At 68.4% G+C, this 14,400-nt stretch carries 14 protein-coding genes; 2 read left to right on the top strand and 12 right to left on the bottom strand.

The features are described 5' to 3' along the window. Together E5198_RS17670 and E5198_RS17665 are read left to right on the top strand one after the other, a co-directional pair. A partial coding sequence (locus E5198_RS17670; protein WP_136491271.1) for a TRAP transporter large permease occupies positions 1-1,002 on the top strand: 1,002 nt, incomplete at its 5' end. A 67-nt stretch (positions 1,003-1,069) separates the two neighbouring features. After that, complete coding sequence (locus E5198_RS17665) at positions 1,070-2,263, top strand: Bcr/CflA family multidrug efflux MFS transporter (protein WP_136491270.1); 1,194 nt, start codon at positions 1,070-1,072, stop codon at positions 2,261-2,263. Positions 2,264-2,527: 264 nt separating this feature from the next. Here the strand turns inward: E5198_RS17665 and E5198_RS17660 are convergent, their stop codons facing one another. The 12 genes from E5198_RS17660 to E5198_RS17605 all read right to left on the bottom strand — a co-directional run. Then, positions 2,528-6,568 carry a DUF6701 domain-containing protein gene (locus E5198_RS17660; protein WP_136491269.1) on the bottom strand — a complete coding sequence of 1,347 codons (4,041 nt, stop codon included), beginning with the start codon at positions 6,566-6,568 and terminating at the stop codon, positions 2,528-2,530. Then, positions 6,565-6,999: a hypothetical protein gene (locus E5198_RS17655; RefSeq protein ID WP_136491268.1), complete on the bottom strand. Its 435-nt coding sequence runs from the start codon at positions 6,997-6,999 to the stop codon at positions 6,565-6,567. Before E5198_RS17655 ends, E5198_RS17660 begins: the two co-directional genes overlap by 4 nt. Next, positions 6,989-7,831 carry a PilW family protein gene (locus E5198_RS17650; protein ID WP_256659183.1) on the bottom strand — a complete coding sequence of 281 codons (843 nt, stop codon included), beginning with the start codon at positions 7,829-7,831 and terminating at the stop codon, positions 6,989-6,991. The genes E5198_RS17655 and E5198_RS17650 overlap by 11 nt, the downstream gene beginning before the upstream one ends. 113 nt (positions 7,832-7,944) lie before the next feature. Further along, positions 7,945-8,442 carry a prepilin-type N-terminal cleavage/methylation domain-containing protein gene (locus tag E5198_RS17645; protein WP_256659182.1) on the bottom strand — a complete coding sequence of 166 codons (498 nt, stop codon included), beginning with the start codon at positions 8,440-8,442 and terminating at the stop codon, positions 7,945-7,947. Next, positions 8,439-8,882 carry a GspH/FimT family protein gene (locus E5198_RS17640; protein WP_136491266.1) on the bottom strand — a complete coding sequence of 148 codons (444 nt, stop codon included), beginning with the start codon at positions 8,880-8,882 and terminating at the stop codon, positions 8,439-8,441. Before E5198_RS17640 ends, E5198_RS17645 begins: the two co-directional genes overlap by 4 nt. A gap of 8 nt (positions 8,883-8,890) precedes the next feature. Then, on the bottom strand, positions 8,891-9,358 hold the full coding sequence (locus E5198_RS22240) for a type II secretion system protein (RefSeq protein ID WP_136491265.1): 468 nt from the start codon (positions 9,356-9,358) through the stop codon (positions 8,891-8,893). Between the two features lie 118 nt (positions 9,359-9,476). Next, positions 9,477-9,938: a type II secretion system protein gene (locus E5198_RS22235; protein ID WP_136491264.1), complete on the bottom strand. Its 462-nt coding sequence runs from the start codon at positions 9,936-9,938 to the stop codon at positions 9,477-9,479. Between the two features lie 47 nt (positions 9,939-9,985). Further along, entirely contained in the window at positions 9,986-10,510 is a 525-nt protein-coding gene (locus E5198_RS22230) for a prepilin-type N-terminal cleavage/methylation domain-containing protein (protein ID WP_136491263.1), read from the bottom strand. After that, complete coding sequence (locus E5198_RS17620; protein ID WP_136491262.1) at positions 10,507-11,052, bottom strand: hypothetical protein; 546 nt, start codon at positions 11,050-11,052, stop codon at positions 10,507-10,509. The genes E5198_RS22230 and E5198_RS17620 overlap by 4 nt, the downstream gene beginning before the upstream one ends. Further along, positions 11,049-12,293 carry a type II secretion system F family protein gene (locus E5198_RS17615; protein WP_136491261.1) on the bottom strand — a complete coding sequence of 415 codons (1,245 nt, stop codon included), beginning with the start codon at positions 12,291-12,293 and terminating at the stop codon, positions 11,049-11,051. The genes E5198_RS17620 and E5198_RS17615 overlap by 4 nt, the downstream gene beginning before the upstream one ends. After that, complete coding sequence (locus E5198_RS17610) at positions 12,293-14,014, bottom strand: GspE/PulE family protein (RefSeq protein WP_136491260.1); 1,722 nt, start codon at positions 14,012-14,014, stop codon at positions 12,293-12,295. Before E5198_RS17610 ends, E5198_RS17615 begins: the two co-directional genes overlap by 1 nt. Beyond that, a partial coding sequence (locus E5198_RS17605; RefSeq protein WP_136491259.1) for a tetratricopeptide repeat protein occupies positions 14,014-14,400 on the bottom strand: 387 nt, incomplete at its 5' end. The genes E5198_RS17610 and E5198_RS17605, both read right to left, overlap by 1 nt.

The following is a 14,400-nucleotide window of genomic DNA, read 5'->3' as shown; positions in this document are numbered from 1 at the left end:
GCCTGCGCCGGCTTCGGCGCCATCTGCGGCTCCTCGCTGGCCACCGCGGCGACCATGAGCCACGTGGCCCTGCCCGAACTGCGCCGTCACCACTACTCGGGTCGCCTGGCAACCGCCACCGTGGCCTGCGGCGGTACCCTGGGCATCCTCATCCCGCCGTCGGTGCCGCTGATCATCTACGCCGTACTGACCCAGGAGTCCATCGCCAAGCTGTTCGTCGCGGCGGTGATCCCCGGCATCATCGCGGTGATCGGCTACATGATCGTGCTGCGCATCATGGTCGCCCGCGACAGCGACACCGCCGACAGCATCCCCAAGGCGCCGGCCAGCGAGCGCGCCAAGGCCTTCGTCAGCGTGCTGCCGGTGGTTGGCGTGTTCCTGGTGGTGATCGTCGGCATCTACGGCGGCTGGGCCAACCCCACCGAGGCAGCCTCGATCGGCGCCGCGGCCTGCGGCATCCTCGCCGTGATCCAGGGCGGCATGCGCTGGGAAGGCATCCGCACCAGCCTGCTCGGCACTGCCGAGACCACCGCGATGATCTTCCTCGTGCTGCTCGGCGCCGACCTGCTCAACTCGGGCCTGGCGCTGACCCAAATGCCCAACGAGCTGGCCGAGTGGGTGAAGAACAGCGGCCTGGCGCCGATGCTGGTACTGGCGGCGATCCTCGTCCTCTACCTGCTGCTCGGCTGCGTGATGGACTCGCTGGCGATGATCCTGCTGACCATCCCGATCTTCTACCCGGTGATCATGGGCCTGGACTTCTTCGGCCTGGACGCCACCGAGAAGTCGATCTGGTTCGGTATCCTCGCCCTGATGGTGGTGGAGATCGGCCTGGTGACGCCACCCTTGGGGATGAACCTGTTCATCGTCCAGCGCGCCGCCGGCGACGTGCCGCTGACCGAGACCGCCAAGGGCGTGATCCCCTTCCTCGCCTCGGACATCCTGCGCATCATCCTGCTGGCGCTGTTCCCCGCCATCACCCTGTGCCTGCTCAGTCTGTAAGCTGTACCCCCAAGGCCGCCTCCGGGCGGCCTTGTTCATTTCCCCCTCGCGACTTACTGGAGATTGCATGGTCGCCGTCGCCAACCCCCAACGCCTGATCGTCCTGCTGGCCGCGCTGGTGGCCTTCGGCCCGCTGTCGATCGACATGTACCTGCCGAGTCTGCCGCTGATCGCCGCGGATCTCGGCGCACCCGAGGCGCAGATCCAGCTGACCATCAGCGTGTTCCTCGCCGGCCTGTGCGCCGGCATGCTGCTCTACGGCCCGCTGTCCGACCGCTTCGGCCGGCGCAGGCTGCTGCTCGGCGGCATCGCCCTGTACGTGCTGGCCAGCCTCGGCTGCACCCTCGCCGCCGAGGCCGAACAGCTGGTGTTCTGGCGCGTGCTGCAGGCGCTCGGCGGCGCCGGCGCCTCGGTGCTGGCGCGCACCATCGTGCGCGACCTGTTCCCGCTCAAGGACGCCGCCCGGGTGCTGTCGCTGATGCACCTGGTGACCATGTTCGCCACCCTGATCGCCCCACTGATCGGCGGCTACCTGATCCTGATCGCCGGCTGGCGCTCGCTGTTCGTGGTGCTGATGGTCTTCGCCGGGCTGTGCCTGCTGGCCGTGGCCTGGAAGATTCCCGAGACCCACCCGGCCGACAGGCGCGGCACCTCGCTCGCCGCCGCCTTCCGCGCCTACGGCCACATCGCCCTGCAGCCGCAGGCGCTCGGCTACATCCTGTGCATGGGCCTGTCGTTCGGCGGCATGTTCGCTTTCATCACCGCCTCGCCGTTCGTCTACATCCAGTACTTCGGCGTATCGCCGCAGCACTACGGCTGGCTGTTCAGCCTGAACGTCGGCGGCATCATCGTCTTCACCCTGCTCAACGCGCGCCTGGTCGGCCGCCTCGGCCCGCAGCGCATGCTGGTGTTCGGCGCCAGCATCGCCGCCCTCTCCGGCCTGGGCCTGGCGATCCTCGGCGCCAGCGGCATCGGCGGCCTGACCGCCATCGTCGCCTGCCTGCTGCTCTACGTCAGCGTCACCGGCCTGCTCGGCGCCAACAGCGTGGCCAGCCTGCTGGCGCGCTTCCCGAAGCAGGCCGGCGCCGCCGCCGGCCTGGCCGTGGCGGGCCAGTTCGGCCTCGGCACCGCCTGCAGCGCCCTGGTCAGCGCCCTGCACGATGGCAGCCCGCTGCCGATGAGCCTGATTGTCGGCGCCACCGGCGTCGGCTGCCTGCTGGCCCTGCTGCTCACCCGGATGCCGGAGCGCGCAGCCGCCTGAGAGGCATTCCCCCGAAATTGGCACGCCACCTGCATCAGGTAAGGTGTCCAGTTTCGGGGACCACGGTACAGGCAGGCCGGGGATTCCCCCTTTTATGCACGAAGCCCCGGATCGCAGCGCGATCCGGGGCTTTTTTGCACCTGCAGGGCGGTTTCTCCCGGTCGCCCGCCGGCCTGGCGGCAGCGCCCCGGGTGTCGGATTGACGCCAGAACCCGCCCTGACGCACGACCGTTGTGCCCTTCGCACCAAAAGCGTGCCGCTCGGCTACTGACGATAGAGCTCACGACGGAAGATCAGCGCACGCTGCACGGCCTGCACGCCGAAGGTCGCCCGTGCCGAGGCCGCCTCCGGCGTGCCGTCGCCGTTCCAGTCGAACCACAGCCAGGGCAGCGCCGGCGAGGCGCCGTTCAGACCGGACAGCGTCGCCAGCACGCTGCCCGACTTGTTGGGCGCCGGCAGGCGAACCACTCCGCTCGGCGTCGGCGTGGCAACCGGCGGCGCCTCCAGACTGCCGGGAGGCGTCGGGAAATCGCTGGCCTGCAGGCCGCCGCTGAAGCCGGACAGCACCACCTGCCCCAACGCTGCCGGCGTGGAACAAGTGTCCCCCAGGGTCTCGCCCCAGACGCTGCTGCCGCCCTGGCTCTGCCAGCTCTCCAGCCAGTAGGGCAGGTCCAGCGCCTGGTTCTGCGGGCCGCTGGCCGCGTCGAGGCGCAGGCGGCCCAGGCGCAGCTCGGTGCCGCCGAAGGCATGCTCGAAGTCCTGGCAGGCCCCGCCGCTGCCGTAGCAGGTGCCGTCGAGATCGGTCAGTTCGCTGGCCCCAATCCTGAGCCGGACATGTTCCCCCGCGGCGGTCAGCACCAACGGCAGGTCCTCGTCCGACGGCGGCGACGGCAGTTGCCAGCGCAGCGCATCGGCCGGGCGCACACCATCGGCCCGCCAGTCGAAGGCGCGGCGGCCGTCCGCCGCGCCACTGTCGACGATAGCCAGCGACTCCGCATCGCCCAGGCTCTGCAGCCGCGCGGCCAGATTTGGCCTGCCCGCCGCGATCAGGCTGTAGGGCTGGCGCTGCGGCGGCGCCAGGCGCCAGAACGCCCCGCGGTCGTAGTTGCGGGTCACCGCGCCCTGGCGGTTGAAGCCGGTCACCGCGATCTGCGGCTGGCCGCCGGCGAAGCCGATGAGCTGGCCCTGGTAGCTGAAGGCACCGCAGGCCGGGGCCAGGCTGGCCGAACTGGTCACGCCGAGGTAGGCCGGGGTGAAGCGGCCGATCAGGGCGCTGGTGCCGCCGCCGACCGTCTGCCCGTGATAGCTGCCGGCCACAGGCGTTGCAGTGAGTTGGAAGATGCCGACCTCGCCCTGGCTCACCGTCAGGTCGGTGCTGGCGCCCCGGACATGATCGTAGCTGGCGAGCACTGTTCGACTGCCATCGGCATTGTGCCGGTAGAAGGAGCCTGCCACGCCCCCCTCGGCTGGGGTCGGCGCGACCAGGGTGCCAGTCAGGCCGATGCTGGCCAGCTCGAAGTTCGGCGTTTCCTCGTTGTCGCTCAGCGCCGCGGCGGTCAGCGCCTCGCCGTCGGCCTGCCAGGCCACCGCGCGGATGCTCAGCTGAAAGTTGTCGCCGGCCGCAACCCGCTGCCCTTCCACGCTCAGCGCCGCACAATCATCCACCGTGGCTGCACTGCACGCACTATCCTGCTTCGGAATGAATATATGAAGCCCGTAGGGCTTGCTGACGAACTGGTCGGTGCCGGTCATCACCAGACCGCTCTCCAGCCCCGTGCCGTCGAAGCGGGCATTCAGCTGCATCAGACCGGCATCGTCGTAGCGCACCTTCAGCCATGCCGTGGCCTGGTTGTCGAAGACGAGCGGCAGAGCAGTCGGTGACGCCAGAATCTCCGTGTCGTTGATCCACGGCCGCATGCTGCCCGAGCCGGGATCGACATGGCCGCTCGAGAACTGCAGCGTGCGGGTGGCCGGGCCGAAAGCCGGTACGCAGCGCTGGGTCGCGTTGTCCTTGCGTACCGCCTGCAGCGCGATGCCGGTCTGCTCCTTCCTGGCCAGCAGGGTCGGCACGTCGAAGATGAAGCCGCTGTCGGCGAAAGCCACGCTGCAGTTGGTCGACAGCGGCGCCGCGCCGACCTTGCACAGCGTCTGGCTCAGTGCCTTCAGGGGCGGACTGGAGTTGCTCACCCCCAGCGTCACCGTCTGCGCCGTGGTGACCCGCAGGTTGTCCACCAGCGTGCCGCCGCTGAACGTGCGGCTGCTGCCGCCCTCCCAGCCGCTCGGCGACAGGGTGACGCTGACCGGGTCGGTATGGCGCAGCGAGCAGTCGGCATTCAGGCAGGCGCGCACCTCGACGCTCAGCGGATTGCAGGTCAGCGCATTGCCGGCATGCACGAACTCGTAGTGATCGATCTGCTGGCCGACCGGATCCATCCTGGTCGCACACACCTGCAGATCATCCAGTTCGTGGATATTGTTCGAGCCGCCGGTAGATCCCGTGAACGTCAGATAGAAGTTGGCCGGCAGAGCGGCCTGCCCGCTGCTGGCCAACACGTCGAACGAGGGAACCAGTGTCGTGAAGCCCGCTCCGGTATTGCGCTCGACCTTGAGCATGGCCTTGCCGGCAACCGTGTTGTCCAGCGTGATGCGATAGGTATGCCCCGGCCCCGCGGTACCTCCGGATATATCGATACCCGGACTGAGGTTGGCCGCGGTGCCCGCCAGATAACGATAGCCCGTCGTGCCGGAGCCGGAACCGCGTACCGACACCGAGTCCTGACGAAAGCCCGGCCCGCCAACCCGCCCTTCGGTCGGGTTGGAGAAGTTGCCGTACTCGTCCAGCGCCACGGCCAGCCAGCCGCCGGAAAAACCGCTGATGCTGCCGTTCTGGGCATAACCCAGCGAGCCGCCGTAGCCGCCCGGCTGCGGTGTCTGCGTCGCATCGGAGAATGTCACTGCCACCCCGTCGGCGCCGTTGCCGCCATAGGCGTAGTACTTGAACTCCACCTGCACGAAGTTGGCCGAGGCGGGCACCAGCCGCTGGAGGGTGGCTCCTGTGGCGACATTGCCGGAGTTGTCGGTGAGCCGCAGGCGGTTGCCGACGATCTTCGGCACTCCGAAACTGCCGTTGCGGCTCGTCACCGCCCAGTCGCTGGAACCCAGGGCCAGGCGATTGAAGTCGTCGCCGAGACAGGTGGGTGTCGTTACGGTCTGACAGGCGTTGGCCGGTGTCGAGCCGGGCAGGCAAACCCCGGTCACGCGACTGCTCCCGTTGACGTAGACGGTCGAATAACTCGGCGCAGTGAAGCTGCCATAGGCCGTCGTATCGTTGAGCGTCACGGCTCCGCTGACCGAGGTCACAGTCACCGAAGCACTGGTGCTGCCCAATGTGCTTTCGGTAAAGGTGACCGTACTGGCTCCGGACACCGTCCCCGAGGTCATGGTGACCGACGCGAACACGGCTGCATTACCCGCCGAATAGAAGTCACCCTGGATCGAGCCACCGCTGATCGACAGCCCCGAGGAGTCGGAGCGTGCGCCATTCTGCAGGTTCGTGTTGGTGGTGGCGACCACACAGCAGCCGCTTCTCACCAGGCCGCCGATGGTTCCGCCGGTCAAGTTGACCGAACCATTGGTACTGGTCAGGCTGCCGGTCACCGAAGAGCCATTGGTGGTGATGTTGCCACCGGCAAGAAGATTACCGCCCACGCTGCCGCCCGTCAGGTTGACCGTACCCCAGTCGGTGGACAGATTGCCGCTGAAGGTCGAGCCACTGGCAGTCAAACTACCCCCGATCTGCGTATCGCCCCCCACGCTGCTGTTGCTGAAGCTTCCTGAGCCCCCCCCCGTTACATTGCCGGCAATCGAACTACTGGCGGAAATCGCGATGGCACCACTGGTACTCTGCACATCGCCGGCAACGGTGGAACCCGCCAGGTTGATGGCACCGCTGCTCGAGGTTACCGAACTGCTGAAGGTATTTCCGCTCCCCAGCACAGTGATATCGCCATAGTTCGAGATCAATGCAATCGTATTATCACTTGTACCTATCGAGTTATTGCCGTTCAGCAAGAAGCCATTCAACGCTATGAGGCTTATATCCGAGTTTGCCCTGATCCGATCGTCATCAGCCAAGACAACACGCCCGCTGCAGGTATATATGTTGCCATTGCGCGTCCAGGAGCCTCCCACACAGGGAGGCTGATCATTAAGCCCAGGCCTGATGTTGTATGTATCTGCCTGCGCACGTCCCGCAAGTAAAAGCAGCAGAAAAAGCCAGCCGGATATCGCGCGCTTCATGCTCATTTCTCCACCGTCACTTCCAGCCGCCGCCAGGCGTAGTCCACCCGGCTGTCCGGGCTGCCGTTGCCGGCCGTGGCGGTCAGCCGGTACAGGTTGAAGGTGCGGCTGCCCTCCGTGTAGCTCTGCGCGCAGGTGGCCGTCGTGCAGGGCAGCTTGATGCAGGCGAGGTTCACGCTGAAATCGGCGAGGCCGCTGCCGGCCATCGACACGCTGCCCTGCGGGCAGACGCCCGCCACGTTGCTCTCCAGCAGCAACTGGTGCAACCCCCACTCCAGGCCGGCGCGAGCGGCCTGGTAGGCACGGGCCTGCTGCACGGCAAGGTCGAGGCTGGTGTTCTGGGTGACCGACAGCCGACTCATGGTCGCCACCACCGCGGCGATGACGACCATCACGAACAGCGCCGCCACCAGGGCGAATCCACGTTCAGGGCGCATTGCTCACCTGTACCTGCTGAGCCAGACGGATGCTCTCGCCCGCCGCGCCGATGTCCAGACGCAGGCTGGCCAGACCGTCGGCGAAGCGGAAGTCGCAGCCGGTCACCCGGTCGGCCTGCAGGCGGCCGGTGGACGGCAGGGCGGCGGGCAGCGTGGCCTGCAACTGGTCGTGCTCGTAGCGCAGCAAGCGGCCGTCACCCATGCAGCGATAGCCGACCACCCGGTCGGCGAAATAGATGCGTCGCTGCGTCGAGACGGCGGCGAAGGCGAAGGAACCGCCGGGCGGCGCGACGCGGATCAGGCTGATGCCGGGAAAGTCGACCGAGTCCGCCAGGCGGGTGAAAACGGTCCCGGTGGGGGTGATATTGCCGGGGTTGCTCGGCGTCCAGCTGAACGGCGTGCTGGCGACCACCAGCCAGGCGGAGGCCGGCGGCTGGAAGTCCGGGGCGAGCACCTGCAGCACGTTGCAGGCCGGCACGCCGGCCACCAGCGGCCCCCGGCAATCCGCCGAAGGCGAGGTGGCGAAGCTCAGGCTGACGCCGTCGGCACGGTTGGCCAGGTAGCGGCCGGCACTATGGATCAGCAGCAGCTCCAGCGCCTGGCCGTCGGGGCTCAGGCGCAGCGAGCCGGGCACCGCCATGCGGATGTCGCGCTGCATGCGGTTGAGCGCCGTGGCGCCGATGTCCACCAGCTCGGCGCGCCGGCTCTGGGCGACGAAGCCTTCCAGCGGACGCGACAGCACTGTGCTGACCATCACCGTGACGATGGCGGAAAGAACGATCACCAGGATCAGCTCCACCAGGGTGAAGCCGCGCTGGTGGGCCGCAGGCAAACGCAGGGGGGATGGCCACCCCGTGGAAAACCGCGCAGCGTTTTCCAGCCGCTCCCCGGTGGGTAACGCTGCGCGCTTACCCACCCTACGCTGCACATCGAATGCGCTGCGGGTCAGGGTACGCATGCGTAAGCCCCCGTACCATCGTGCTCGCCGTAGCAGGTGCGCCAGCCGGACAGGGTCAGTTGCTGGCCGTCCGGGGCCTCGACCGTCACCACTACCTGCAGCGCCGCCGCAGTGCTCAGGCCATTGAAGACCTGCGGGGCGACCGCGACGCGGACCCGGTAGCCCTGCAGGCCGGCAATCGGGGCGCCATCGGCACCGTGGGCGCCCGCATCGTCGAGACCGGCGTAGTCGCAGACGTTGTCGAAGTCGGCACGTGCCACCGGGGGCGCCGGGCACTGCGCGTGGCTGGCCGGATCGAGGAAGTCCCGGGCGAGGATCTCCTCCAGATAGGCCTCGGCGACGGCCAGGCTCTGCTGGCGCAGCATGGGGTCGGCGGAGCGCCCACCGATGCTGGCCATGGCGCTGTACAAGGCCGCCGCGGCGATGCCGACGATGACGATGGCGATCACCAGCTCCACCAGGGTCATGCCGCACTGGCGCTTCACGGCACGAACCCGGTTTCCGCCTCGACGCGCACGGCATGGCCGGCGCCGAGGGTGACGCTGGCCGCCGCACTGGGTCGGCCGAGAGCATCGAAGTCGACGGTGAGCGGCGCGGACAGCGTCGTGCCAGCCGGGGGCGTACCCGCATAGGGCGTCTGGCCGCTCGCGGGGTCGAGCACGGGCACGAAGGTGGTGCCGCTGCCCTCGCAGTCGGTATCGCGCAGCACACGGTAGCCGGTGGCATCCAGGCTGAAGCGGATGCGGCAGCCGCCGGCCAGCGCCAGCTTCTGCGCATGGCGCAGACCGGCGCGGACCTCCTCGGCGTAGAGGCGCTCGTCGAAGGTCGAGCGCTGGAAGAAGCGCGGCCCCACCACGGCGGCGAGGATGCCGATGATCACTATCATCAGGATCAGCTCGACCAGGGTGAAGCCGCGGGAGTGCATGGGGAGCGTCAGCAGCCGCTGGTCTGTACGCTGATGGAAGGGGGCACGCTACCGGTGAGATTTGCCTGGGTGTAGCTCACGTAGCAGTTCGCCGCGGCCGCCACACCCAGCGGCCGGATGGTCGCCGTGGTGGCAGTGGTGGCGATTTGATAGCTGCCGGTATCGATACCGGCTGCTCCGGCAATTCCGATCGCGCCCGGCAGGGTCACCCTCGCCTGTGGATATCCTCCATAGATCAGCACCGTAGCACCCTCCAGAGTAACCTCGTTGTTGACTCCGCCCTGAGCCAGCCAGCTGGAATGGACGATGGCCGAGGCAGAGCGGATCGAGCCAGCCGCGCCCTGCACAGCGGCGATGCGCGCATCCTGCCCGAGATTGGCGAAGCGCGGCAACGCGAACGCCGCCAGGATACCCAGCACCACGATCACCATGATCAGTTCGATCAGGGTGAAGCCCTGTTGTTGCCTTGCTTGCATGAAAGCGTCCTTGTCTGGATACAGCGGCCGGCTTCGTGCCGGCTCTTGAAGCCGTTCGTTTCAGTCAAAGGTGGGGAATCGTGCCCGCGCGGGAGCGCGGGCACGATTGGGTCTCGCATCAGCAGCCGGCGACGAGACGCTTGGCCGGGTCAATGGTCGGAGCACCGTTGGATGCCGCTTCCTGGTATACGAAGGAGCAAGTGGCCGGGGTCGGCGCATTGGCTACCTGGATGATCACCGACGGCGGAGTGGTGGCGGTTGCGGGGGCAGCAGTAGTGAACTCTGCGCTCAGCTGTGCGGCCGCCACAATGCCCGCAATAGTCGGATAGCCGTTCGACATGGCGACAGGAGTGCCCTCCAGATCCAACGGAGAGGTAGCCGCGTTCCCTTTGGCCAGCCAGGCCGAGTGAGCGATGGCCGAAGCCGAACGAGCAGTGCCAATCGCACCGTCGAGGGTGGCGATGCGCGCATCCTGGCCCAGATTGGCAAACCGCGGCAGCGCGAACGCCGCCAGGATGCCCAGTACCACGATGACCATGATCAGCTCGATCAGGGTGAAGCCACTTTGCTGTTTTTTCATGATTGCTTCCTTACCCGGTTGGGTGTTCAAGTTGAAGGCAGAACGAATCAGTCGGCGTTGCTGGTCACGACGCCGGTGGTAGCGTCATAGACGATGGTGCGCTGACCTGCGGTACGGCCGTCCAGGCGGTAGGTGTAGGTGCAGCCGACACCAGCATTGACCGCTCCCTGGTAGTCAGCGGTGGCGCCAGCAGCGACCGTAGGCGCCGAACCCTGCAGCACCGACTCCCAGATCTGGATGCAACGGGCATTGGTGTCAGGGGCAGCCAGGGTGGTACCAACGGCGACGTTGGTGCCGACCGGCCAGCCGGTAGCGTTAACGTCCATAATCCCTTCACCAAACCCGGTCACGTTGTTGTTCGGGTTGGCGATCCCCTTCACCCGGTTCAGCTCCCACTGCGAACGCACCAGCGCCACGCCGGCCGCCAGCGCGCCGCCGGTGCCGTTGACCGCCGCGGTGTGCGCATCCTCGGTCGCATTCATGAAGCGCGGCAGCGCCACCGCGGCGAGCACGCCGAGGATCACGATAACCACCACCAGTTCGATCAGGGTAAAACCCTTCTGCTGTTTCATCTTTCCATCTCCATTTGCCCTGCGGGCGTTGTCTCGGGGTCAGTCCAGTCCACCGCCCGCAGCTCCACGGCGGTCGGCCGCTCGGCCTTTGCGGTTTCCATGGTTTGCAGTGGAAGACGCACCAACTGCCAGACCTGCACGCCTTCCTTCCCGCCGCTGCGCCAGCCGTCGAAGCGGGCGCGGTACAGCACCCGGGCCTGCTGCGGCAGGAAGTACCAGCAGCCCCGGCGCGGCGTCCGGCTCTCGGCCAGCTCGCCACAGTAGTTGCCCTGCTGCCAGCGCAGCAGGGTGAACGGATTGGGCGCGGCCCGGCCCGCGTCCAGCGGGCGGCCCTGCGCCATATTCTCGGCGGCCAGTGCATTGAGGCTGGCCGCAAGGCGCGCCACCGTCGTGTTCGTGGCTGCCCGCTCGCTGTCGGCTGCAATATGCCACAAGGAGATAACGATCACACTGCCCAGCATCAAGGACAGCAGCCATCGACCGCCTCGGCGCAGCGGCGCCACCAGCAGCAGCCGCGCATCCCGCGCCGGCAGCGGCCTCACTGGACGCCCTTGGCCGCCGCCGACAGCTCCCACATCGGCAGGAACACCCCCAGCGCGAGGATCAGCACCATCACGCCCATGGCGACGATGAGGATCGGCTCGATGGCGTCGGCCAGGCGCTTGAGGTCGTAGTCCACCTCCTGCTCGTAGAAGTCGGCGACCTCGACGAACAGGTCGTCCAGCGCGCCGGTTTCCTCGCCGACCGCCATCATCTGCAGCACCAGCGGGGTGAACAGCCCGCTGGCGGCGGCGCCGCGGGTCAGCGCCTCGCCGCGCTCGACCCCGCCGCGCATGGCGGTGATCGCCCGGCCGATGTGGCGGTTGCCCACGGTGTTGCTGTTGATCGCCAGGGTCTGCAGCAGCGGCAGGCCGGCGCGGTACATCATCGCGAAGGTGCGGGTGAAGCGCGCCAGGGCGATGCGCTCGAAGATGGCGCCGACGATGGGCAGGCGCAGCTTGTAGCGGTCCCAGACCAGCGCGCCGGCCTCGGTGGCGGTCCAGCGGCGGAAGCCGACCAGCGCGCCGACCAGGGCGATGGCCAGCAGCCACCACCAGTGCTGCATGAATTCGGAGAAGCCGATCAGCACGCGGGTCGGCCAGGGCAGCTCGGCGTGGAACTGGGCGAACACCTTGGAGAAGGCCGGGATCACCAGCAGGTTGATCACCGCCAGCGCCACACCCATGGCGACCATCACGAACAGCGGATAGCGGGTGGCCTGCTTGATGCGCTTGCGCGTCTCGCGCTCCATCTCCAGGTAGCCGGCCAACTGGCGGAAAGCCTGGTCGAGCTGGCCGGTGTTCTCGCCGACGCTGATCATGCTGACGAACAGCGGGTTGAACACCTTCGGGTGGCTGCCCAGCGCCACCGCCATGGCGTTGCCCCCCTCCAGGTCGCCACGCAGGGCCTGCAGGATCTCGTGGAAGTAGGGGTTGCGGGTCGATTCGGCGAGCCCGCCGATGGCGCGGATGATCGGCACGCCGGCCTTGCTCAGGCTGTACATCTGCCGGCAGAAGATGATTAGCTCCTCCAGCTCGACCCGTTCGCGGCCGAGCAGCCGGTTCAGCGCGCGCAGGGCATCCTGCTCGCCGCCGGCGGACGCCTGCGCTTCGGCCTCGATGTTCAGCGGGGTGATGCGCTCGGCCAGCAACTCGCCGGCCAGCGCCTCGGCACTGGCGGCCTGGCGGACGCCGCCGATCTTGCGGCCCTGGGCGTCGCGCCCGCTGAAGCGGAAGCTGGCCATCAGACCACCAGCCCGTCACTGAGGCTGGCGCTGACCCGCAGCACTTCCTCGACGCTGGTCAGCCCGGCCAGCGCATAGTCCAGCGCGCTCGCGGCCAGCGGCCGGTAGTGCGGCTGGGTGCGGGCGGCGTCGATGAAGCCCTGCGGGTCGTGGCGGCGCAGGGCGGCGGCCATGGCGCCGTCGACCTCGAGCAGTTCGTAGACGCCGATGCGCCCCAGATAGCCGGTGTTGTGGCACTGGTGGCAGCCGTTGCCGCGCACGAAGCGCCGCCCGGCCAGCGGGGCGCCGTGGATGACCTCCAGCCAGCGCAGCTCGCGCTCGCCCGGCGCCTCCTCGACGCGGCAGTGCTCGCAGACCCGGCGCACCAGACGCTGGGCGACCACGGCGTTGAGGGCGTTGGCCACCAGGAACGGCTCGGCGCCCATGTCGATCAGGCGCAACGGCGAGGTCAGGGCGTCGTTGGTGTGCAGGGTGGACAGCACCAGGTGGCCGGTGAGCGCGGCGCGCAGGGCGATCTCGGCGGTTTCCTGGTCGCGGATCTCGCCGACCAGCACGATGTCCGGGTCCTGGCGCAGGGCGGCGCGCAGCACGCGGGCGAAGGTCAGCTCGATCTTCGGGTTGACCTGCACCTGGTTGACCCGCGGCAGGCGGTATTCCACCGGGTCCTCGACGGTGATGATCTTCTTCTCCGGGCTGTTCAGCTCGGACAGCCCGGCGTACAGGGTGGTGGTCTTGCCCGAGCCGGTGGGGCCGGTGACCAGCACCAGGCCGTGCGGGCGCTGCAGCAGCAGGCGCAGGCGCGCCAGCATCTCGGCCGGCATGCCGGTGCCCTCGAGGCGGAACACCCCGGCGCTCTGGTCGAGCAGGCGCAGCACCACCGATTCGCCGAACTGCACCGGCATGGTCGAGACGCGCACGTCGAGGCTGTGGTTCCTCACCCGGATGTTGAAGCGGCCGTCCTGCGGCAGGCGCTTCTCGGAGATGTCCAGGCCGGCCATGATCTTCAGGCGCATGACCAGCGCCGAGGCGATGCGGGTTTCCTTGATCAGCTGTTCGTTGAGCACGCCGTCGATGCGCTGGCGGATGCGCAGCACCTGCTCGTCGGGTTCGATGTGGATGTCCGAGGCCTTCATCTGCACGGCGTCCTCGAACAGCATCTGCAGCAGGCGCACCACCGGCGCGTCGCTGTTGTCCAGGCTCAGGCCGCTGAAGTCGAAGTCGCTCTCCTCCAGGCGCTCGTCGAGCTGGCCGGCCAGTTCGGCGATCTCGCCGCTGCGGCGGTAGAAGCGGTCGAGGCAGTCGACCAGGTCGCCCTCGCGCACCACCGCCGGCCTGACCGGCTGGCCGAGCAGGCGGGTCAGCTCGTCGAGGGCGAACAGGTCGAGCGGGTCGCTCATGCCGACCAGCAGGGAGTCGCCCTCCTGCACCAGCAGGATGGCGCGGAAGCGCCGCGCCAGGGCTTCGGGCAGGCGCTGGATCAGCGCCTCGTTGAAGCGGAACTGGCGCAGGTCGACCCAAGGAATGTCGAGCTGGCGCGACAGCGCCTCGAGCAGCTTCTGCTCGCTGATGAAGCCCATGTCGACCACCGCGCGGCCGAGCTTGGCGCCGCTGCGCTTCTGCTCGTCCAGCGCCAGCTGCAGCTGGCCCTCGCTGATCAGACCGTTCTGCACCAGCAGGTCGCCGAGGCGGACCTTGCGCCGGCGCTTGTCGCCACCATCCATCAGGAATCTCCTCCCAGGACCTGCACCCGCTCGCGGGCGTAGCGTCGACTGGCGTCATCCAGGCCCTGCCCCTGCAGCGCCTGGCGGTAGTGTCGGGCAGCCTCGGCGCGCTCGCCGAGCTGTTCGAGGGCGATGCCCAGGCCCAGCTGCCAGCTCGCCTGCGCCGGGCGCAGCAGCACCAGGTTGCGGTACAGCCGCGCGCTTTCGCGCCACTGGCCGGTCTGCTGGTAGGTGGCGGCGAGCAGCGCGTGGTAGGCCGGGTCCTCGGCCAGCGGCGGCAGCCGTCCGGCCAGGGTGGCCGCTGCCGCGGCGCTGTCGCCGGCCTGCAGCTGGGCGCGGGCGAGCAGCACGCGCAGCTCGCCGTCGGCCGGAAAACGCGCCAGCTG

This window comes from Pseudomonas sp. A-1 (genome assembly GCF_004801855.1).
In the GTDB taxonomy this organism is placed as follows: Bacteria; Pseudomonadota; Gammaproteobacteria; order Pseudomonadales; family Pseudomonadaceae; genus Geopseudomonas.
Note: the sequence above shows the minus strand (reverse complement) of the source record. Positions and strands in the feature narration are given on the sequence as shown.